The sequence below is a fragment of the Nioella nitratireducens genome (assembly GCF_001879715.1).
Classification (GTDB): Bacteria; Pseudomonadota; Alphaproteobacteria; order Rhodobacterales; family Rhodobacteraceae; genus Nioella; species Nioella nitratireducens.
Window position 1 is genome coordinate 58,612 of sequence record NZ_MNBW01000011.1, and the last position, 19,845, is coordinate 78,456.

Consider the following 19,845-nt stretch of genomic DNA (forward strand, 5'->3'; position numbering starts at 1 on the left):
ATATTTTCCTGTTTTTGGGCCATACGCGGCGGTGAATAAGGACGTTTGTCTTGCGCAGGCCAAGCGAATGCGGCATCCGTTCCAAGAACACGGAGGTGCCCAAATGTCTGTTCAGATCGACGCGCTGGATCGGAAGATCCTCGCCGCATTGCAGGAAGACGCCAGCCAGTCGCTGGACGAAATCGCCAAGGTCGTGGGGTCGTCAAAAACCCCGGTCTGGACCCGTATCCGCAAGATGCGAGAGGCCGGGATCATTGGCCGCCAGACCGTCTTGCTGGACGCGGAAGCCTTGGGACTGGAGGCATGTTTCTTTGTCCTGATCCGCACCAGCGAGCATGAGGCCGACTGGCAGCAGAAATTCCTGCACGCGCTGCAAACCCGCCCGGAAGTGCTGGAGGCGCATCGGCTGGCCGGGGATATCGACTATATCCTGAAGGTGCGGGTGCCGAATGCGCGGGCCTATGACCGGTTCTATCAGGCGTTGATTTCAGAGGTGCGGATTCACAACGTGACCGCGCTGCTGAGCATGGAGGAAATCAAGTCCACAACGCTCTTGCCGATCGAGGATGGAGCCCAGGAAAATGGAAATGCCCCCTGACGCTAGGCCTTGGCGGCAAGGGCCAGCCCGTCGACAACGGCGGTAAACGCCTCGGATCGCAGAACGGTTCCGTTCGGGCACAGTGCCTGCATCTCGTCCGAGACGATCCGCATCAGGCTCGACCCGCCAACTAGGATGATCCGCCCGACATCGCCCGGCGCGATCCCGGCAAGCGTCAGGGTTTCCCGCGCCGCATCGGTCAGCCGGGTCCGGTGTCCGCTCAGCACGGCCTCCAGATCGTCCGGGGTGACTGGCGCGCTCAGGCCCCTTTCGATGGAGCCCATGGCAATGCGACCCTCGTTCCGACCGCCATTGGCACCGATCTTCGCCCGCTCGACCGCGAAGGCCAGATCGTGGCCCAGTTCATTGTCCAGCACCGTCACCAAACGGGCCATCTTTTCGGGCTCCACCGCCAGCCGCGCCATTTCTGCTGCCATGCGGCGGGTTTCCGGCGTGTAGAGGAAGGGGATCTTGGCCCATGTGGCCAGGTCCACATAGGGCGCGCGAGGCACCGGCAGCAGGCCCGCCCCCATGTCGCGCCGCAGCTCTGACCCGAGGCCCAGAACCGGCATGGCATGGGCCAGCGACAGGGCCTGATCAAAGTCGGTGCCGCCAAGACGGATGCCGTGATTTGCAAGAATACGGGGCCGCGCGCCGTCATTGCGGAACACCGAGAAATCCGAGGTGCCGCCGCCGATGTCGACGATCAGGCCGATCTCGTCGCCCGCGCCCATACCCTGACAGGCGATGGCGGCGGCTTCTGGTTCGGCAAGGAAGCTGACCGCGTCGAATCCGGCCGCCAGGTAGCAGGCGCGCAGATCGGCCTCGGCCTGTGCGTCCTTGTCCAGGTCTGCGGTGTGAAAATGCACGGGCCGTCCAGACAGGGCCGTGCGAAAGGTCAGGCCGGTGGCGGTCTCGGCCCGCTGGCGCAGTTCGGTCAGAAAGGCGGTGATGATCCCCGACAGGCTGCGGCGCTTGCCGCCGACAAGCCGTTCCTCCTGCAAGAGCGGCAGGCCAAGCACGCTTTTCAACGCCCGCATATAGCGCCCGTCGTCCCCGGCCACCAAGGCCTCGGCCGCCGCCACGCCGATGCGCATTGTGCCGCCCTCTGCCGGGAAAAACACCGCGGTCGGCAGGGTTTCGGCGCCGCGTTCGACGGGAATGCGGTAAATGCCGTGATCGAATGGCACGGCCGCGGCGGTGTTCGAGGTTCCGAAGTCAATCGCGAGGGTCTGGGTCTGCATGGCACCACCTGCTTGTCCGGCGGGGCCAGCTAACGGGGATCGCTGGAAAGGGCAACCGGCGATGGGTCCAGCCCCTGAAAACCGCCTCTGGCAGGGCGCGGTCCTTCAGTGCGAACAGGGGGCTTTGGTCAGGTGCGGACCATCACGTTGCGGTTGCGGCAATAGTCGGGCGCGGCGTCCAGCGTGGCGGTCTCGTCCAGCAGGTGGCGACACTCTTCGTGCCGGTCGCAATTTGCGCAGCGCATGACTGCCGAGCGGAATTGCGCGACCGAGGTCTGGGCATCCAGACCGCTCAGATGGGCCAAATCCACGTCCAGGTGCGCGGCCATGTCCTGCACCAGCCCGGCGCTTTCGTTGATTTTCTTGAACAGGCCCATGCCGCCCTCCTGACTATGCGTGTGTGGCCAGGAAACGCCCATTCCGTTGCAAATGCATTGATCTGGATCAAGCGGCGGGGTCGATCAGCTCGGTTTCCACCGTCGCGCCATGGGCCAGCGTGGCGTGAACCGGGCAGCGATCAGCGATTTCGCGCAAGCGGCCGCGCTGCTCTGTATCCAGATCGCCGCTCAGGGTGATGCGCCGCAGGAACCGGTCGACCCGCGAGTCCTGCCCGCTGGCGTCCTGCGCGTGCACCTTGTCATGCAGTACGTCGACCGACACTTGATCCAGCGGCCATCCCTTGCGACGGGCATACATGCGGATGGTCATAGAGGTGCAGGCCCCCAGACCGGCTGCGAGGAACTGGTAGGGGGTAAAACCGGCATTGGTGCCGCCGTAGGATTCGGGTTCATCGGCCACCGCGTGGTGAAACGGACCGGCCTGAACATCCTGCCGGAACCCGTCCGGGTCGGCCTCGGAAACCCGCGTGACCCCCTCCGGGGCGCCGATTGGCGGCGCGGGCGGGCGCAGATCGAGGTATTTTCCCGCCCATGCCGCGATCACCTCGGCGGCGTATTCCGCGTCGGCCGGCCGCGAGACAAGGTGATCGGCATCGTCGAGGGTGACGAAACTCTTGGGGTGTTTCGCCGCCAGAAATATCTCGGTCGCGTTGGTGATCCCCACCGTGGTATCGCGCGGGGCATGCAGCACCAGCAGCGCCTTGTGCAACGCGCCGATGGCGGGGCCAAGCGCCTCGGCCCGGACGCTGTCGACGAACTGTTGCCCGATCTGCACCGGGCGTCCGCCAAGCTGCACCGTGCCGCTTCCCTCTTTGGCAATACGCTCCAGCGCGTCGGAAAAATTATGGGTGACATGGCCGGGGTCGAACGGCGCGCCGATGGTGACGACTGCCTTGGCACTGTCGATCCGCTCGGCGGCCCGCAGCACCGCCGCCCCGCCAAGCGAGTGTCCGATCAGCAGGTCCGGGGCCATGTCCCGCGCGGCCAGGGCGTCCGCGGCGGCCACCAGATCATCGACATTCGACGTGAACGAGGTGTTTTGGAACTCGCCCTCGGAATGACCCAGCCCGGTGAAGTCAAAGCGCAAAACGGCGATGCCCATCCCGGCCAGCCGTTCGGCAATGCGCCGGGCGGCGGCGATGTCCTTGCCGCAAGTAAAGCAATGGGCCAGCAGCGCCGTGGCCAGATGTGGGCCATCGGGCCGGTCGAGCCGGGCAGCAAGGGCATGGCCATCATGGCCGGGAAAGGTGAAACGGTCGGTGGGCATCGGCATCTCCTGCGGGTCAGCGCCCTTAACCTGTGGCTTTCCCCGTGGCGCCGCAACTCCTGGCCGGACAGTTTCACGCCGGTGTGTTGGCCCGTGTGGCCGCGTGACAGCCAAATCGCTGTCCGTCCCGTGCGGTCAGCGGTGCGATCGACCGGCCTCAGCAGTCCCGAAACCCCAGCAACCGCTCATCGAACGGATATTGCGTCAGGTTCTCATAGCCGTCTTCGGTGATCAGAACCTGATCTTCCAGCTTGATCGAAAAATCGCCGCCCTCGGGGCTGGCCAGCACCTCGACGCAGAGCGTCATGCCGGGTTCCAGAACGTAGTCGAACGCCCCTTTGACAGCGGTGTCGGGATAGGCGATCAGCGGCCACTCATCGCACAGGCCCACGCCATGCATCATGCAGCCGTATTTCTGCTTTTGCATGTTGGGCGGCAGCCCGTGGCAATGCGCCGTCAAGTCATCGAACCGCACGCCGGGTTTCAGAATGTCCATATTGGTCATGATGTGATCATAGGCGATGCGCATCGTGTCGACCATGTCGGGACGCGGGTCGTCGTCGCCCACCCACCATGTGCGCGATATGTCGGAACAGATGCCGTAGCAGCCCACCAGATCGGTGTCGAAGGCGAGGATTTCGTTGTTTTGCAACACGCGCGGCCCGCATTCCTGAAACCACGGGTTGGTGCGTGGTCCTGTCGTCAGAAGCCGGGTCTCGATCCACTCGCCGCCGCGCCGGATGTTGGCTTTGTGAAGCTCGGCCCAGATGTCGTCTTCGGTCATGCCGGGTTCGGTCGCGGCCTCCATGTCGGCCACGCTTGCCTCGCAGGCCAGCATGGCGCAGCGCATGGCAAGGATTTCGTCCGGCCCCTTGATGACGCGGGCCTTTTCGGTGACTTCCTCGCCCTCCATGATCTCGAAACCACGCGCCTCCAGCGCCCGCATCCCGTGCAGCATGATCTTGTCAACGGCCAGCCGCATGGTGCCGCCGCCATGGGCGCGGATCAGGTCTTGCACCTCGCCCGTCACGGCATGGGCCTGTTCGGCCAGCTTGTCGCCCCGGTCGAAATAAAACAGGTCAAAGCCCGAGCGCACCTCGCGCACCAGCGGGTTGTGATCGGCCAGAAACGGCGCGTTCTTGTAGTCCCACAGCACCATGTAGCCATCGGCACAGACAAGGCAGGCCCGGAACGGGTTGTGCGTGTTCCAAAGCTGCATGTTGGTCGAGTCGGTTGCGTAGCGGATATTGAGCGGGTCGAACATCAGCAGGCCGCCGTAGTCACGCTCGACGATCTTGTCGACGAGACGCCGCAACCGATAAGCGCGCATCGCGTGCAGGTCAGGCAGGACCAGCCCCGCCGCCTCGAACTCTGCATAGGCCAGCTTGGTCGGCCCGATCTCGATCCTGTCATTGTCGTTCAGGGTGCCATCCGGCAGGGTGAGGCCCTTTGACGGGTCGATCTTGCGTACAGGCAGGCGATAGGCTTCATTCATCGGCGTGAACTCCCAACCAATGGGAAAAGCTTGGGGCGGAACCGTGCGCCCCGCGCGCCACTTTGCGGCATGGAAAGGGTCGGAATTGAAGAAAATCTGTCAGGATAGTTTGCCCTTTGCGCCATGGCTGCACCAAGCGGCCCGGCGCTTGCCCGGCATCCAGCCGCTCGCGCTGGAGGATTGGCTGGTGCACGACGAGGTCTTTGCCGAGCAAATGGCGCTGCGCGACCGGCTGCTATCCGACCGGCGGTCGGATGTTTTCGCGGTCGAGGATCGGGCTCTGCCCGCCGCCGAAGAGCTTTTGGCCCTGATCCTGTCGCGCATTGGCGGCGGTTACACCCGGCATGGGCAGGCCGTCACCCGCCCCGATGGCGTCACCATTGACCTGAAGGCCGACCACCCGCTGGTGACGGCGGCGCGGCTGGTGCAGGAAGATTTGTGCCTGTTGCAGCAGCCCGAGGGCGCACAGGAACACGTGCTGACGGGGGCGGTTCTCTGCTTTCCGGCAAGTTGGACCCTGGCCGAGAAGATTGGCCGCCCGCTGACCGCGATCCACACGCCGGTGCAGCCCTATACCCAGCAGATGGCCGCCCGCGTGCAACGCCTCTTCGATGCGATCCGGCCCGACCGCCCACTGTGGCGGGCCAATGCGCTGTTCTACCACGACCCGACGCTCTACCAACCCCGGCGCGAGAAAGACCCGCGTCCCTGGCCCACGGGCGAGGCCGCCTATATGCGCTCGGAACGCCAAAGCCTGCTGCGCCTGCCCGGAACGCAGGCGGTGGTGTTTTCCATCCACACATGGGTGGTCCCATGGGAGCGGCTGACGCAAGAGCAGCGCGACGGGCTTGACACCCACCGGGTCGAGACCGCAGGGCAGGGCGCATGAGCACCGTTCAAGACCAGTACGACGCCTATCCATACCCCGAGCGGAACCCGGCCGAGGAAAAATCGCGTCTTGTCACCGGATCGCCCTCGCATCCGGTCGAGATCGACCATTTCCTGTTCGGCGGCCAGCGGGATTGGTCGCGGCCCTTCCGCGCCCTCGTGGCGGGGGGCGGCACCGGTGACGCTCTGATCCAGATGGCGCAGATCCTGACGAGTGCTGGCAAACCCTACGAGATCACCTATCTCGATCTGTCCGCATCTGCCCGCAAGGTCGCCGAGGAGCGCGCCAAGGTGCGGGGATTGATGAATATCCGCTTCGAAACCGGCTCGCTCCTGAATGCCGCCGATTATGGCCGCTTCGACTACATCGACTGTTGCGGCGTGCTGCACCATCTTCCGCATCCGCAAGAGGGCTTCAATGCTTTGGCCAAGGCGCTGACCCCCGAGGGCGGGATCGGCTTGATGGTCTACGCCCCCTATGGGCGCAGCGGGGTCTATCCCTTGCAAGAGGCGTTCGGCACGGTGTTGCAGGGCAGCCCCAAGGAACGCCTCAAATCCGCACGCCAGATTTTCGACCGCTTGCCCGACGCCCATCCGTTCAAGCGCAACAGCGTGGTCGTGGACCACGAGCAGGGCGATGCCGGGTTCTACGATCTGCTCTTGCACAGCCAGGACCGGCCCTACGCGATCCGTGACCTGCTGCACACGCTGGACGAGGCCGGTCTGGCCATGACCGGCAGTCCGCAGGCCTATGCCTACGATCCCGCGCCCTTCCTGCCCGACCGCCGCATGTTGGCGGGGCTCGATGCCATCACCCGGATGGAGCTGGCCGAAAAGCTGCGCGGAACGATCAAGGTGCATGTCCTCTACGCTGTGCCGACAGGCCGGGCCGAAGGCAGGGTCGCCGCGCCGACACCGGGGCAAGTTCCGCATTTCAAGGGCGGCAACGCGGCCCGCATCGCCCAGACCGTGGCCCGCAAGGGGGTGCTGCCCGTCACCATGAGCGGCGAGCGGATCGAGATCCCGGTTTCGGGCGCGGTCGTCTCGATCCTGCGCCATGTGGACGGTCGCAAGACACTGGCCGAGATCGCCGCGCTGGAACGGCTGGACCCGGTGGGATTCGCGGCACTCTGGAACGGGTTTTCCGCCGATCTGGCGCGCTACGGGCTGCTCTACTACTCCCGCCTGCTGCGCTGAGACGGTGCTGCCCTTCTTCTTGGTCTAAATACTCCGGGGGTGCGGGGGCAGCGCCCCCGCCGGTCGGCGCGCGCAGCGCGGCGAAACCGGGTCCGCTCAGGCGCGGAAATGCTTGGACAGCTTCAACCCTTGGCCTTGATAGTTCGACGCCAGATCAGCGCCGTACAGCACGCGCGGCTCGGATGACATCCGCTCATAGACCAACCGGCCCACCACCTGCCCGTGTTCCAGCACGAAAGGCGCTTCGTGGCAGCGCACCTCAAGCACCCCGCGCGCGCCGTCGCCGCCCGCCGGACCATAGCCGAAACCGGGGTCGAAGAAGCCCGCGTAATGCACGCGGAACTCTCCCACCATGGCAAGGTAGGGGGCCATCTCGGCGGCGCAATCGGGCGGGATCGTCACGGCCTCCCGGCTCACCAGGATATAGAATGCGCCGGGGTCCAGGATCAGGCGGCCCTCATCGGTTTCCAGCCGTTCCCAGAAATCCACCGCGTCATAGGCGCCGATCCGGTCAAGGTCGATGACCCCGGAATGCGGCTTGGCGCGGTAGCCCACCAGGCCCCCCGCTCCGGGCCGCAGGTCGACCGAGAACCCCAGCCCGTCGTCGATCAGCGCCTTGCCCGACACAAGCGGGCTTTCGGCATGACGCGTGCGCAAGTCGTCGTCCGACAGCACCGCTTGCCCGGCGCGAAAGCGGATCTGGTTCAGCCGCATTCCCGGCCGCACCAGCACCGAAAAACTGCGCGGGCAGATCTCGGCATAAAGCGGGCCGGCATAGCCTTCGGCGATGCGGTCGAACTCGACCCCGCAATCGGCAATCGCGCGGGTCAGCAGGTCAAGCCGACCGGTCGAGCTTTTGGCGTTGGCCATCGCACTGATGCCCGTCGGCAGGGCCAGCGATTCCATCAGGGGCACCACGTAGACGCAGCCCTTTTCCAGCACAGCGCCATCGCTCAGGTCGACCTTGTGCATGGTGAACTCGTCCAGTCGCTCGGCCACGGTTCGGCCGGCCCCCGCAAGGAACGAGGCGCGCACGCGATAGGCCACCGTGCCAAGGCGCAGGTCGAGGCTGGCGGGCTGCACCTGTGTGTCGGCGAAGGGCAGCTCGGTCACGATCTCGCCGCGCGCGGCCATGGCGGAAATGGCGTGGTCTGGCAGGACGCCGGGGCGGGGCTGATCGGTCATCTATGCGGCCTCCTGATACGCGAAACCGCCCCGCCCGTCAGGGCCAGAGCGGTTTCAGTAATGGTCGGGCTAGCAGGACTCGAACCTGCGACCTTCCGTCCCCCAGACGGACGCGCTACCAGGCTGCGCCATAGCCCGACGTGGGGGTGTTCTAGCGATTTTGATGCGGGGCGCAAGGGCGAAGCGACAGGAAAATGACACATCCGCGAATTAGATCATTCCGCCGCGTGACGGGCACGCAGACGGGCGGCATGGGCCTCGATCCGGGGCAGGATCGCGGTCAGGGCATCGCGTTGTCGCGGGCTGAGGGGACCAGCGGCCAGAAGAAGCGCGCGCAGCTCGGTCAACGGGGCGGCGGTCTCGGTCGCTGTGGTCGACTCTGTCGTGGCCACGGCAGGTTCGGGGATCGGCGCGGTGGCTTCGGGTGCGGGGTCTTCCTCGGCTGCGACGGGGGCTTCGGGTGCGTTTTGTCGGGCAGACCCGGCCTCGGGCGGCTCTGCGCCGGGCACCGGGGCGGGCGGGTCTGACGGTGCCTCTGCGGCGGTGATCTCGGGCAGGTCTTCTGCCGGGCCGTTTTCGGCCATCTGGGCCTCCTCCGTGGCCTCTGTCAGCCCGGCGGTGTCGTGCGGCAGCGGCGCATCGGCGGCCACCGTTTCCTCGATGGTTTCGTCCGGCGGCGTGTCTTCGTCCAGCGACGGCGACAGCGCGGCGACATGGCCGATACCATCTTCGCGCAGGATCTTCTGCACGCCACGGATGGTCATGCCCTCGTCGTGCAGCAGCACCTTGATGCCACCCACCAGTTGCATGTCGCCGGGGCGGTAGTAGCGGCGTCCGCCCGCGCGTTTCACCGGTTTGATCTGGTTGAATTTGCTCTCCCAAAAGCGGAGAACATGCGCCTCGACCCCCAACCAGTCTGCGACCTCGCGAATGGTGCGGAAGGCCTGCGGAGACTTGTCGGCCATCTGGACTTACCCCTTGTTGCCAGCGGCGACCCGGTCTTTCATCAAATGCGACGGACGGAAGGTCAGAACCCGGCGGGGCGGGATCGGGGCCTCTTCGCCGGTTTTGGGATTGCGTCCCACCCGCGCGGTCTTGGACCGGACCGAGAAGGTGCCGAAGGACGAGATCTTCACCTGCTCCCCGTCCACGAGGCCGTCGGACATCAGGTCAAGCACCCGTTCCACAAGCTGTGCGCTCTCGTTTCGGGACAATCCGACTTCGCGGAAAACCGCTTCGGTCAGATCCATGCGTGTCAGAGTTTTTCCGGACATGGTCGTCAACCTCCCCTGATGGTCAGGTCATCCTGCGCGGTCTGGGATAGCAAGTCAATATCAAGGGCTTGGGCGAAGCGGCGTAAGCGGAAACCCGTTTGCCTACCAGCGCAGCACCGCCGCGCCCCAAGCCAGCCCGCCGCCAATCGCCTCGGCCACCAGCAGATCGCCGCGTTTGATCTGGCCGCGCGCTACCCCGACCGACAGAGCCAGCGGGATCGACGCGGCCGAGGTATTGCCGTGATCCTGCACGGTCACGACGACCCGATCCATTCCGACGCCCATCTTTTGTGCGGTGCGGCTGATGATCCGCAGGTTGGCCTGATGCGGAACGATCCAGTTCACATCATCGGCCCCAAGACCCGCACGGTCGAGCGCCGTATGAGCGGTTTTTGCCAATTTTTCAACGGCATGGCGGAAGACTTCCTTGCCTTCCATCTTGAGCACGCCGGTCGATTGCGTGCGCGACACACCGCCATCGACATAAAGCAGATCGCGGAACTGGCCGTCGGAATGCAGGTCCACGGCAAGGATACCGCGATCCGCACCAGTGCCGTCGCCCTCTTGCGCTTCCAGCACCAGGGCACCGGCCCCGTCGCCAAAAAGCACACAGGTGGTGCGGTCGTCCCAATCCAGAATGCGGCTGAAGGTTTCGGCCCCGATCACCAGAACGCGTTTGGCCTGTCCCGAAAGGATAAAGGCATTCGCGGTCGACAGGGCATAGATAAATCCCGCGCAGACCGCCTGCACGTCGAAGGCAAAGCCATGGGACATGCCAAGGCCGCTTTGAATCATCGTGGCGACCGAGGGAAAGGTCAGGTCCGGCGTCGAGGTGGCGACGATCACCGCGTCGATATCGGCGGCGGTCAGGCCAGCATCGTCCAGCGCCGCGCGGGCGGCGGCGATGCCCAGATCCGAGGTCGTTTCGCTCTCGGCGGCGAAATGACGGCGTTCGATCCCGGTTCGGGCGCGAATCCACTCATCGCTGGTGTCGATCCGCTCTTCGAATTCGGCATTGGGCACCACCCGCTTGGGCAGGTAGTGGCCAATGCCCACGGCCACGGCGCGTCGGGTAGGGGTGCCGGTCGCTCCGGTCATTCTGCCGTTCCTTCATTGTCGTGGGCGATCGCCCGTTCCGACTCGGCGATGCGCGCCGCGATGCGTTTGGTAAAGCCGGTCGCTGAAAGTTGCGCGGCAAGTTTGATCGCCGCCGAAACGCCGGTCGCGTCCGACGCGCCGTGGGATTTCACCACGGTGCCGTTGAGGCCAAGGAACACGCCGCCATTGACCCGGCGCGGGTCGATGCGTTTCGACAGGCGCCGCATCGACGTAAGGGCAAGCACCGCCGCGATGCGCGACAGGATCGAATAGCGAAACGCCTCTCCCAGAAAATCGCGGATCAGCCCGGCGGTGCCTTCACCGGTCTTGAGCGCCACGTTGCCGGTAAATCCATCGGTCACGATCACATCAACCCGGTCCGAGGGGATGTCGCCCCCCTCGACGAAGCCGACATAGTCGAAATCGGCCACGTCGGCGGCGTTGGCGATGGCCTGAGAGGCCAGCTTGAGTTCGGGGCGGCCCTTGAATTCTTCGACCCCGACATTCAGCAGCCCCACGCGCGGGCGCTTCAACCCAAGGCCGTTGCGGGCATAGCTTGCCCCCATCAGCGCGTAGTGCAGCAATTCGGTTTCGTCGGCGCGTATATCGGCGCCCACATCCAGCATCACGTTGAAGCCATGCGGGTTGCGCGAGGGCCAGAGGCAGGCGATGGCGGGGCGGTTCACGCCCTCGATCTTGCGCAGGCGCACCATGCTCATCGCCATGAGCGCGCCGGTGTTGCCGCAACTGATGGCCACGGTCGCTTCGCCGTCGCGCACCGATTCGATGGCCGACCACATCGACGTGCCCTTGCCCGAGCGCATTACCTGGCTGGGTTTGTCATCCATTTGAACGACGCCCTCGGCATTACGAACGTCGCAACGCCCGTCAAGCACACGCTTGCGGGCGATCAGGCGTTCAAGCTCGGGCTTGTCGCCGTGCACAATGAACCGGATATCTGCGTTCTTGGCCGCGGATATCGCAATCCCGTCGATGATGACCGACGGGCCGCGATCTCCGCCCATGGCGTCAATCGACAGCACAACCGGGGACGCAGCGGCGCCGCTTGCTTGTGCTGTCTCTGCCATATTGGACCTGCCTTGGACGACCTTGCCGCGTTATGCCGCGTCTTCGTCCAGGTCGATCTCGTCGGCCTGCGCGATCACTTCGCGGTCGGCATAGACGCCGCAGGACGGGCACACGTGGTGCGGGCGCTTGAGTTCGCCGCAGGACGGGCACTCGTTGGGATTGTCAGCGCTCAGGGCGTCGTGGGAGCGGCGCATGTTGCGGCGCGAGCGAGTGACTCGATTCTGGGGGACAGCCATGTCTCAACCTCGGGTTATTGCTCGGGGCTGGCCATTGGCAGCTTTGCCCCGAATATGCGTCTTCATCAGTGTTCTTGTCTCACTCGCCACCAGGGGTCCTTCCGACCGGTCCGGACGGGCCGGGCGCGCACGAAACGGCGCGTCGGAACACGCAGCGAATGAGGCCGGGAACATACTCGGATTTCGCCACCATGCAAGCCCTAATCAACGGTGGGCAGGCAGAGGTCAGGCCGACCCGTCGTCGGGGCCGCTGCCGCCCAGTTTATCACGCAATTCCGCCAGTCCGGCAAAGGGCTTGGCGTCCTCGTCGCGCATCGGCGCGACTCCCGGCTCCGAGAACACGGCGGTTTCGAGTTCGGCCCCCGCCGCGCGGGGGTAGAGCGGCAGGTTCAACGCCAATGCCTCTTGCATGACGAGGGCCACGTCTATCTCCCGGCCAAGCGGGTCGATGGATTCATCCTCGGGCATCTCGATCTCGCCCTCGTCGTCCTCTGACAGATCGGGCATGTCGCGCAGGAACCGCCGGATAACGGGCGTGTCGATCCGGGTCGCCACGGGCGCCAGCGTCACGACGCAGGGCTGTTCGACGGTTGCCCCCAGTTTACCCTCCAGCCGCCAGTCGCGGCTGCCTTCGGGGCGGATCTCGCCGTCGAACCGCAGCTTGCGGATGGCGGTGATTCCCAGGGCCTCGGCCAGCGCCGCGCGGTCAGCGGCAGATGGCTGCACGGAAAACGAGGTGGGGCGCTTCACGGGCAGATCGGCAACCACGAAACGGGTGGGGGAAGGGGTGCTTTGGGGCATCGCGGGCTCCTTTCGGGCTTGGCGTGGAGGGCAGGATACGCGGACCTTGCCCTGTGCGCCATGGTCGGTTAAGCCGATAGAAAGCTTTGACCGCCCCTGCAAGGGGTTGGCATGATTGCGTCGTGGCGCGCCGCGTGAGGGGAACCGGGCAGATGAGCAAACTGCGTTCAGGCAAACGGCTGGGGCTTGTGGGCGTGCTTGTGGTGATGCTGTCCGCCTGTTCGGCACAGTTCACAAATCACGGCTATGTGCCGCCGCCGGAAGATCTGGAAATGATCGTGCCGGGAATCGATACCCAGACCAGCGTCGAAGACAGCATTGGTCGACCCTCGGCCTCGGGCGTGGTGGGCGACAATACGTGGTTCTACGTCGCCTCGCGGCAGCGGTTCTTCACCTATCATGCACCGGAAGTGGTGGAACGCCAGATCGTGGCGATCAGCTTTGACGACCGGGGCACCGTCGAGAATATCCGGGAACTGAGCCTTGAAGACGGAGACGTCGTGCGGTTTTCGCGGCGGGTGACCGAGACAAACATTCAGGAAGTCACGTTCCTGCGGCAACTGATCGGCAACTTTGGCCGCGTGAACATCGCCGACGCCTTGGGTGGCAACAATTAGGGCATATCGCGCAAGACTGGGAACCGGTTTTTTCCCCCTCGGACATGCGACATCAATAGGCCAGAGCGGGGCGTGATCGCGGTTGACCGCGACACGCACTAACCCGCCGGATCGAACCGCAGCGCCACGCCGTTGAGGCAATAGCGCAGCCCCGTCGGTGCCGGGCCGTCGGCAAAGACGTGCCCCAGATGCGCGTCGCAGCGGCGGCAATGCACCTCGGTCCGGCGCTGAAACCAGCCGCGATCCTCACGCTCGCCGACCGGGGCGTTGGGCAAGGGGGCGGTAAAGCTGGGCCAGCCCGTGCCACTGTCGAACTTGGCCGTTTGATCGAACAGGGCCGCGCCGCAACAGACGCAAAGATACCGGCCCGGCCCCTTGGGAAAATCGTCATGGGAAAAGGCGCGTTCCGTCGCCTGCTGGCGGGTGACGCGAAAGGCGAGGTCTGACAGCTCACGGCGCCATGCCGCCTCGGGCTTCACAACCTTGTCCACGTCGATTTCCCCTTGTCGTCGCTTTGTCATCTCCGCACAGTATGGCGGTGAAGCCGGATGTAGCCCGTGCCCGCCGTCACGCCAAGGGGGTGTCGGACCGGGGCCGGGTCAAGCGCGAGGGCGTGGGCCGATGTCGATGCTATCCAGGGGCTGTTATGCGGCCAGTTTTGCCGAAACGGATGCGGATCTGAGGGCGGCACAGCGGTTGCGGTATCTGGCCTTTCGTGGCGAAGAGGGCGATGGCCTCGATGCGGATGATTTCGACGGGGCCTGCGCGCATGTTTTGGTGGAAGAGACGCGGACCGGAACGTTGGTCTGTTGCTTTCGCCTGCTGCACCTGTCGCGCGGCGACGAGATCGCGCGCAGCTACTCGGCGCAATTCTATGAATTGTCGGGGCTGGAGCGGTTCGATGGCCCGATGGTGGAAATGGGCCGTTTCTGCATCCATCCCGCGTGGCGAGATCCCGATATCCTGCGTGTTGCGTGGGGCGCCATGACCGCTTACGTGGATCGAGAAGGAGTCGAGATGCTCTTCGGATGCTCGTCCTTTCAGGGCACCGATGCCACGCTCTACGCCGATGCCTTCGCCCTCTTGCGCGACCGGTACCTTGCCCCGAAACGCTGGCTGCCGCGTGTGAAGGCCCCCAGTGTCTTCGAATTCGCCAAGCGTCTGCGGCGCCGACCCGACCTGAAAGCGGCACAGGCCAAGATGCCGCCGCTTCTGCGGACCTACCTGTTGATGGGGGGATGGGTAAGCGACCATGCCGTGGTGGATGCGGACCTGAACACGCTGCATGTCTTTACCGGGCTGGAAATCCGCACCGTTCCGGCGGCGCGAAAGCGGCTGTTGCGGGCCGTGGCGGGGTAAAGGCCCGATCGCGTCAGCGTGTTGCCTCGGCCCACCGGGCCTCCAGCCGGTCGATGGCGGCGATGCGGTCCGGCGTTTTGGGGTGGCTCAGCAGCCATGCAGGCGTGCCGCTGCCGCCCGAGCCGGTCAGCGCCTCAAGCTTTGACAACAGCGCTTTTTGCGGCCCTGTCCCGAAACCCGCCTTGACCATCAGCGCGGCGGCATAGGCGTCGGCCTCGTATTCATCGGCGCGGCTGATCCGGGCGGCCATCATCGAGGTCAGGACACCGGCCAGCATCGGGCCGATCCCCGGCAGGAACCGCCCCAGCAGGGCCGCCAGCGCCGTGCGCACGGCATTCTGGCCGGAAAAGTCGATCATCCTGCGCCGGGTATGGCCATGGGCGACGTGGCCCAGTTCATGGGCGATGACGCTCATCAACTCTTCGCCCGAAACCTCGCCTGCGCGGTAGCGGTCGTAAAACCCCCGCGTCAGGAAGATGCGCCCATCCGGGGCGGCCAGCCCGTTGACCGGCGCGACCTCGAAGATATTCACCCGGATGCGCGGCAGTTCCAGCGCGGCAGCCAGACGGTCGGTCAGCTTTTTCAGCACCGGGTCGGCCAGTTCGGTCGATTTCTGGTCCAACTCCTTGCGGGTGCGCCACGCCGAGAAGTGATACACCACAAGGCCATAGACAAGAGCGAGCAGGATGGGGGCAAGGCGCAGGATCATGATCGGGATATGGGGCAGGGGGCGCGGTCAGGCAAGGTCCGTTGCGCGTGCCTCTGCCTTCTTTCGCTGTGCTTTGAGTGCACCGCGAATCCACACCGCCATGGCCGCCGCCACCGCGAGCGCGGCCAAGAGACCGACGGCATTGCCCAGGATGTCGGCCACCGCCTCGATCTGGCTGGCAAAGACGTAGCCGAGCCCGACATAGACCGCGACCCAGATGGTTTCTCCCATGATGTCCCAGACCGAGAACCGGGCCCAGGACAGGCCGGTCGCCCCGGCAATGAAATTGACCCACGGCCCGAGCGGCGCCACCAGCCATGTCGAGAAAAAGACGCCAAGCCCGCCCCGGCGGTCGACCAGCTTGCGCGCTCGGTCCAGCACCGCGCGGCGGGCCGGCGTTCGGGCAATGCGCTCAACCAGCGGCGCGCCGCCGAAACGCCCGATGAGGAAGCCGGATTGATCGCCCAGAACCGCCCCCGCATAGGCCGCTCCGACCACCTGCCAGACGGTCAGGTCGCCCGAGGCCACGAAAGCGCCGCCCGACAGCATCATCAGCGAGGTCGGAATCGGGATGGCGAGGCAGGACAGATAGGCCGAGGCGAAGATGACCAGCGCGCCGTAGCCGGTGACAAGGGCGAAGATCGTGTCGCTCATGGTCGCGCGCCCCCCGGTCCCGCCGGATGCTCGGCGCGGAAGGTCTCGATGATCGTCAGGATCTCTGCCTCAAGCTCGGCCAGCGTCACCCCGCGTTGGGCTGCGATCTCGGACAGGCTCTGCGGGTGGCCGGGACGCGGGGTCAGGTCCAGACCTTGCAGCATCGCCTCGCGTGGCACGCCCCAGGATTGGGCCACATAGGCCGGGGTCATCCAGGCTTCGATGGCCTGATTGCGGTGCGCGGGGTCGGCCCAGTAGATCGTGAACGCCACCAGCCGCGCCGCGAAGAACAGCCCCACGGCCAAGGCCGCCCCCAGAATCACCGTGGCGATCGGGGCGGCATTCCAGATACGGCGCAGGAAGGCGAACATGGGGGCGCTCCTCGGGTCGCGGGCGGTCAGGCGTTACACGGGGGCGTCCCCGGTTTCCGTCGCGGGTGCGCCCCCATCTGGTCAGCTTTCCAGCGCAGCGTCCATGGTGATTTCAGCCGCAGCCATCAGTTTGGACACCGGACACCCCGCCTTGGCAGCATTGGCGGCCTCAAGGAAGGCCTGCTTGTCCGCGCCCGGAATGCGGGCCGTCACGGTCAGGTGGATCTTGGTGATGCCAAAGCCGCCCTCGACGGGTTCCAACGACACCGTTGACCGGGCGTCAATGCTGTCGGCGGTCAAACCGCCCCGGCCCAGTTCGCCCGAAAGCGCCATGGCGAAACAGGCGGCATGGGCCGCGCCGATCAGCTCTTCGGGGTTCGACCCGGTTTCGCCTTCGAACCGCTTGGCAAAGCTGTAGGGTTGGTCCGACAGGGCCCGCGTCTCGGTCGAGACCTGGCCGGTTCCGGTTTTCAGATCGCCGCTCCAATGGGCGGTTCCGTATTTCTTGATCATATCTCTGGTCCTTTCTTGAACGCGCAAAAGCAAGCGTAACAGACCGGACCCTTGGTGAAAAACGGATTGCAGAGGCGCGGCGAGCGTGGCGGCGGGCGCGGTTACCGTCCCAGCTGTCGCATGCCGCGGTCGACGCCTTCCAGCGTCATCGGCACCATGCGACCCTCGAAAATCTCGTGGATCATCTGGATCGACTGGGTATAGCGCCAATGCGTCTCGGGCGTGGGGTTGATCCACAGGTGGTCGGGCCACTGGGTGCGGGCGCGCTCCAGCCAGACTTGCCCGGCCTCCTGGTTCCAATGCTCGTTTGCACCGCCGGGAAAGGCGATCTCGTAGGGCGACATCGACGCATCGCCTACGAAAATGCATTTGTAGTCCGGCCCATAGGTGTTCAGCACCTCGTGCGTCGGGATCTGTTCGGTCCAGCGGCGGGCATTGTCCTTCCACAGGCCTTCATACAGGCAGTTGTGGAAATAGTAGTGTTCCAGGTGCTTGAACTCGGCCCGCGCGGCGCTGAACAGTTCCTCCACCACGCGGATATGCGGGTCCATGCTGCCGCCCACGTCGAGAAACAGGATCACCTTGACCGCGTTGTGCCGCTCGGGGCGGGTTTTGACGTCGAGATAGCCGTGTTCGGCGGTGGCGCGGATGGTGCCGTCGAGGTCCAGCTCCTCGTTTGCACCGGTGCGCGCCCATTGGCGCAGCCGCTTGAGCGCGACCTTGATATTGCGGGTGCCAAGTTCGACCTGGTCGTCGAGGTTGCGAAATTCGCGCTTGTCCCAGACCTTGACCGCGCGTTGGTGGCGGGATTTGTCCTGCCCGATGCGCACGCCCTCTGGGTTGTAGCCATAGGCCCCGAAGGGCGAGGTGCCGGCGGTGCCGATCCACTTGTTGCCGCCCTGATGGCGGCCTTCCTGTTCCTTCAGCCGCTCGCGCAGCGTCTCCATCAGCTTGTCAAAGCCGCCAAGCGCTTCGATCTCGGCCCGTTCCTCGGGGCTGAGATGTTTTTCCGCCAGCTTTTCCAGCCATTCGGCGGGGATTTCCGTGGCCTCCAGCACGTCCTGCGCGGTGATTTGCTCCAGCCCGCCGAACGCATGGGCAAAGGCGCGGTCGAAGCGGTCGATATGACGCTCGTCCTTCACCAGCGCCGCGCGGGCGAGGTAGTAGAACCCGTCCACGTCATAGGTCACCAGCCCCGACCCGACCCCTTCGAGGAAGGTCAGAAACTCGCGCAATGACACCGGTAGGCGGGCGGCGCGCAAGGTTTGGAAGAAGGGCAGGAACATCGCCGGACGTCCTTATGCCCCGCGCAGGATGAAGACGCCGACGAACGTGCCGACCACCAGCCCGATCAGCCCCAGAACGCCCGCGTAGTGCAGAATGTCCAGACGGTTGCCGCCACGCCGCATGGCGATCAGCGCCCCAAGCGCCGCCCCGATGAGCGTCCCCAGAATGTTAGCCAAATCGCGTTCCCCTCAGCTCCGGTTTTGCGGGGACAGGGCCGCAACTTCGGTCAACCGGTCGCGCACATCCTGATCCCGGCCGAAGCCATATCGTGCCCAACCGAGCGAGTCGAGGCGCACAGATGCCGCTTCTGACATGCGGCCCTGCAACTCCAGCGCTTCCGCCTTGATCATCAGCAACGTGGCCAGAAGCGTGGCATTCTGCCCCTGCATCGCGGCGGGCAGGGCCGTGTTGACCAGAGACAGCGCTTGATCGGCTTCGCCGGCCGACAGGGCAAAGGCCGCAAGCTGCATGTTCACATGCGCAGACTGAATGCCGTTCGGGGCGATCCGGTCGAACTGACGCCCCGCTTCGGCAAAGGCCCTGAGCGATGTCTGCGCATCGCGCGACAGGGTCAGGCGGCCAAGCGCGAAGTAGGAAAAGCCGAGGCGCACGTCGGTCCAGCGGCGATTGGTGGCGATGGAAAGCGCCCGCTCTGCTGCCGCGATCCGCACTTGTGTCGGGGCGTTTCCGCCCAGTGCCTGCTCGATCGCGTCGATCCATTGCCGGTCGGGGGCCGGGGGGCGCGTGCCGCCGCTGTGCTCGCCGCGCGGGTTGAGACGGTCGAGGATGGCGGGCAGACGCGCCGCGACCTCGGACCGGCTGAGGCCGGACTGCAGGGCGTCGTCGTAATAGGCGCGCAGCACCAGCATGTCGAAGCCGGTCAGAACCGCGTTGTAATTGTCATCGTTGAAGATCGAATCCGACAGCCGGTAAAGGTCATTCAATGGCCCGAGCGCTTGTCCGATTTCCTCGTGCAGGCAATCGCGCACCTCTTGCGGGCTGACATCGGACGGGATGAACACCGCCGCATGTTCCCGCTCGGTCAGGGTGGTCCAGTCCAGCGTGCCACCGGGGCCGCGCGCGCGCCGGAACTGGGCCCAGGAGGAGACGCGGGGCACAACGAAACAGGCGGCATCGGGCACCGCGCGTTGCATCCGCGCGCGGGGCAGGGTCTCGATGGTGATCGAGGCAGGCGCACCGCCAAAGGGCACGCGGCGAATGTCGATTTGCGCCTCGCTTCGCAACCGCGCAATCAGCCGGTCCAGATCGCCCGACAGGGTGGCCTGCGCGCCGGGGGCAACGGTTACCGTCACCGGGCCTTCGAACCGGCTCATCACCGGGATCGGACGGCCACTTTCCATTTCGAAGGAAAGGTCGAGGAAATCGGCGGCGATCCCGGCATTGCCGCGCCGGGGGGGCGTGGCCGAGGCGGTGGCAAAGACGTTCATCGGTGGCAATCCGCCGGGAATGACCGTTTCACGCCGTTCCGCCATGTCGGGTACCGGTGCGGCGCTACAGGCCGACAACAGGGCCGCGACAACGGTGAGGGTCAGGGCTTTTTTCAT

Annotated in this window: 24 protein-coding genes and 1 tRNA gene; 5 read left to right on the forward strand and 20 right to left on the reverse strand. The window is 65.4% G+C overall.

Features of this window, described 5'->3' with window-relative positions; all coding sequences use genetic code 11:
• The first annotated feature begins 103 nt into the window (after positions 1-103).
• Positions 104-598: an Lrp/AsnC family transcriptional regulator gene (locus BKY27_RS12455; protein WP_071674818.1), complete on the forward strand. Its 495-nt coding sequence runs from the start codon at positions 104-106 to the stop codon at positions 596-598.
• Positions 599-600: 2 nt separating this feature from the next.
• Here the strand turns inward: BKY27_RS12455 and BKY27_RS12460 are convergent, their stop codons facing one another.
• From BKY27_RS12460 to dddP, 4 genes are all read right to left on the reverse strand, one after another.
• Complete coding sequence (locus BKY27_RS12460; protein WP_071674819.1) at positions 601-1,842, reverse strand: Hsp70 family protein; 1,242 nt, start codon at positions 1,840-1,842, stop codon at positions 601-603.
• 128 nt (positions 1,843-1,970) lie between these two features.
• Positions 1,971-2,219, reverse strand: coding sequence for a DUF6455 family protein (locus tag BKY27_RS12465; protein ID WP_071674820.1), 249 nt, complete (start codon positions 2,217-2,219; stop codon positions 1,971-1,973).
• A gap of 67 nt (positions 2,220-2,286) precedes the next feature.
• A complete protein-coding gene (locus tag BKY27_RS12470; protein ID WP_071674821.1) occupies positions 2,287-3,507 on the reverse strand; it encodes a bifunctional alpha/beta hydrolase/OsmC family protein in 1,221 nt (406 codons plus the stop codon).
• Positions 3,508-3,664: 157 nt separating this feature from the next.
• Positions 3,665-5,002, reverse strand: a complete 1,338-nt coding sequence (dddP, locus tag BKY27_RS12475; RefSeq protein ID WP_071674822.1) for a dimethylsulfonioproprionate lyase DddP — start codon at positions 5,000-5,002, stop codon at positions 3,665-3,667.
• 4 nt (positions 5,003-5,006) lie between these two features.
• On the opposite strand from dddP, the gene BKY27_RS12480 reads away from it, so the two are divergent.
• A complete protein-coding gene (locus tag BKY27_RS12480) occupies positions 5,007-5,891 on the forward strand; it encodes a heme-dependent oxidative N-demethylase family protein (protein ID WP_233491833.1) in 885 nt (294 codons plus the stop codon).
• Positions 5,888-7,087, forward strand: coding sequence for a class I SAM-dependent methyltransferase (locus BKY27_RS12485; RefSeq protein WP_071674824.1), 1,200 nt, complete (start codon positions 5,888-5,890; stop codon positions 7,085-7,087). Before BKY27_RS12480 ends, BKY27_RS12485 begins: the two co-directional genes overlap by 4 nt.
• Before the next feature lie 96 nt (positions 7,088-7,183).
• On the opposite strand, the gene BKY27_RS12490 is transcribed toward BKY27_RS12485, so the two are convergent.
• From BKY27_RS12490 to BKY27_RS12525, 8 genes are all read right to left on the reverse strand, one after another.
• A complete protein-coding gene (locus tag BKY27_RS12490) occupies positions 7,184-8,272 on the reverse strand; it encodes a 2'-deoxycytidine 5'-triphosphate deaminase (protein WP_071674825.1) in 1,089 nt (362 codons plus the stop codon).
• 61 nt (positions 8,273-8,333) lie between these two features.
• Positions 8,334-8,410 (reverse strand) — tRNA-Pro (locus BKY27_RS12495).
• Positions 8,411-8,487: 77 nt separating this feature from the next.
• Entirely contained in the window at positions 8,488-9,237 is a 750-nt protein-coding gene (locus BKY27_RS12500) for a MerR family transcriptional regulator (RefSeq protein ID WP_071674826.1), read from the reverse strand.
• 6 nt (positions 9,238-9,243) lie between these two features.
• Positions 9,244-9,546 carry an integration host factor subunit alpha gene (ihfA, locus tag BKY27_RS12505; protein WP_071674827.1) on the reverse strand — a complete coding sequence of 101 codons (303 nt, stop codon included), beginning with the start codon at positions 9,544-9,546 and terminating at the stop codon, positions 9,244-9,246.
• A 102-nt stretch (positions 9,547-9,648) separates the two neighbouring features.
• Positions 9,649-10,644 (reverse strand): beta-ketoacyl-ACP synthase III, encoded by a 996-nt coding sequence (locus BKY27_RS12510; protein ID WP_071674828.1) that lies wholly within the window; start codon positions 10,642-10,644, stop codon positions 9,649-9,651.
• Positions 10,641-11,732 (reverse strand): phosphate acyltransferase PlsX, encoded by a 1,092-nt coding sequence (gene plsX / locus BKY27_RS12515; RefSeq protein WP_071674829.1) that lies wholly within the window; start codon positions 11,730-11,732, stop codon positions 10,641-10,643. Before plsX ends, BKY27_RS12510 begins: the two co-directional genes overlap by 4 nt.
• Before the next feature lie 30 nt (positions 11,733-11,762).
• Positions 11,763-11,969 carry a 50S ribosomal protein L32 gene (gene rpmF, locus BKY27_RS12520; RefSeq protein ID WP_071674830.1) on the reverse strand — a complete coding sequence of 69 codons (207 nt, stop codon included), beginning with the start codon at positions 11,967-11,969 and terminating at the stop codon, positions 11,763-11,765.
• A 225-nt stretch (positions 11,970-12,194) separates the two neighbouring features.
• Positions 12,195-12,770 (reverse strand): YceD family protein, encoded by a 576-nt coding sequence (locus BKY27_RS12525; RefSeq protein ID WP_071674831.1) that lies wholly within the window; start codon positions 12,768-12,770, stop codon positions 12,195-12,197.
• Positions 12,771-12,922: 152 nt separating this feature from the next.
• On the opposite strand from BKY27_RS12525, the gene BKY27_RS12530 reads away from it, so the two are divergent.
• The gene (locus tag BKY27_RS12530; protein ID WP_071674832.1) at positions 12,923-13,387 is read left to right on the forward strand and encodes an outer membrane protein assembly factor BamE; all 465 of its coding nucleotides are present in this window, start codon (positions 12,923-12,925) and stop codon (positions 13,385-13,387) included.
• Positions 13,388-13,485: 98 nt separating this feature from the next.
• Here BKY27_RS12530 and msrB read toward each other — a convergent pair whose 3' ends face one another.
• The gene (gene msrB, locus BKY27_RS12535) at positions 13,486-13,908 is read right to left on the reverse strand and encodes a peptide-methionine (R)-S-oxide reductase MsrB (RefSeq protein WP_146636235.1); all 423 of its coding nucleotides are present in this window, start codon (positions 13,906-13,908) and stop codon (positions 13,486-13,488) included.
• 100 nt (positions 13,909-14,008) lie between these two features.
• On the opposite strand from msrB, the gene BKY27_RS12540 reads away from it, so the two are divergent.
• Positions 14,009-14,746: a GNAT family N-acetyltransferase gene (locus tag BKY27_RS12540; RefSeq protein WP_071674834.1), complete on the forward strand. Its 738-nt coding sequence runs from the start codon at positions 14,009-14,011 to the stop codon at positions 14,744-14,746.
• A 13-nt stretch (positions 14,747-14,759) separates the two neighbouring features.
• On the opposite strand, the gene BKY27_RS12545 is transcribed toward BKY27_RS12540, so the two are convergent.
• The 7 genes from BKY27_RS12545 to BKY27_RS12570 form a co-directional block, all read right to left on the reverse strand.
• Entirely contained in the window at positions 14,760-15,452 is a 693-nt protein-coding gene (locus BKY27_RS12545; RefSeq protein WP_071674927.1) for a M48 family metalloprotease, read from the reverse strand.
• A gap of 30 nt (positions 15,453-15,482) precedes the next feature.
• Positions 15,483-16,109, reverse strand: a complete 627-nt coding sequence (locus BKY27_RS12550) for a DedA family protein (RefSeq protein WP_071674835.1) — start codon at positions 16,107-16,109, stop codon at positions 15,483-15,485.
• Entirely contained in the window at positions 16,106-16,480 is a 375-nt protein-coding gene (locus BKY27_RS12555; RefSeq protein ID WP_071674836.1) for a hypothetical protein, read from the reverse strand. The genes BKY27_RS12550 and BKY27_RS12555 overlap by 4 nt, the downstream gene beginning before the upstream one ends.
• A gap of 81 nt (positions 16,481-16,561) precedes the next feature.
• Positions 16,562-16,993: an OsmC family protein gene (locus BKY27_RS12560; RefSeq protein WP_071674837.1), complete on the reverse strand. Its 432-nt coding sequence runs from the start codon at positions 16,991-16,993 to the stop codon at positions 16,562-16,564.
• 101 nt (positions 16,994-17,094) lie between these two features.
• The gene (locus BKY27_RS12565; protein ID WP_071674838.1) at positions 17,095-18,279 is read right to left on the reverse strand and encodes a vWA domain-containing protein; all 1,185 of its coding nucleotides are present in this window, start codon (positions 18,277-18,279) and stop codon (positions 17,095-17,097) included.
• Positions 18,280-18,291: 12 nt separating this feature from the next.
• The gene (locus tag BKY27_RS20250; RefSeq protein ID WP_199559105.1) at positions 18,292-18,456 is read right to left on the reverse strand and encodes a hypothetical protein; all 165 of its coding nucleotides are present in this window, start codon (positions 18,454-18,456) and stop codon (positions 18,292-18,294) included.
• A gap of 12 nt (positions 18,457-18,468) precedes the next feature.
• Positions 18,469-19,845 (reverse strand): DUF2927 domain-containing protein, encoded by a 1,377-nt coding sequence (locus BKY27_RS12570; protein WP_071674839.1) that lies wholly within the window; start codon positions 19,843-19,845, stop codon positions 18,469-18,471.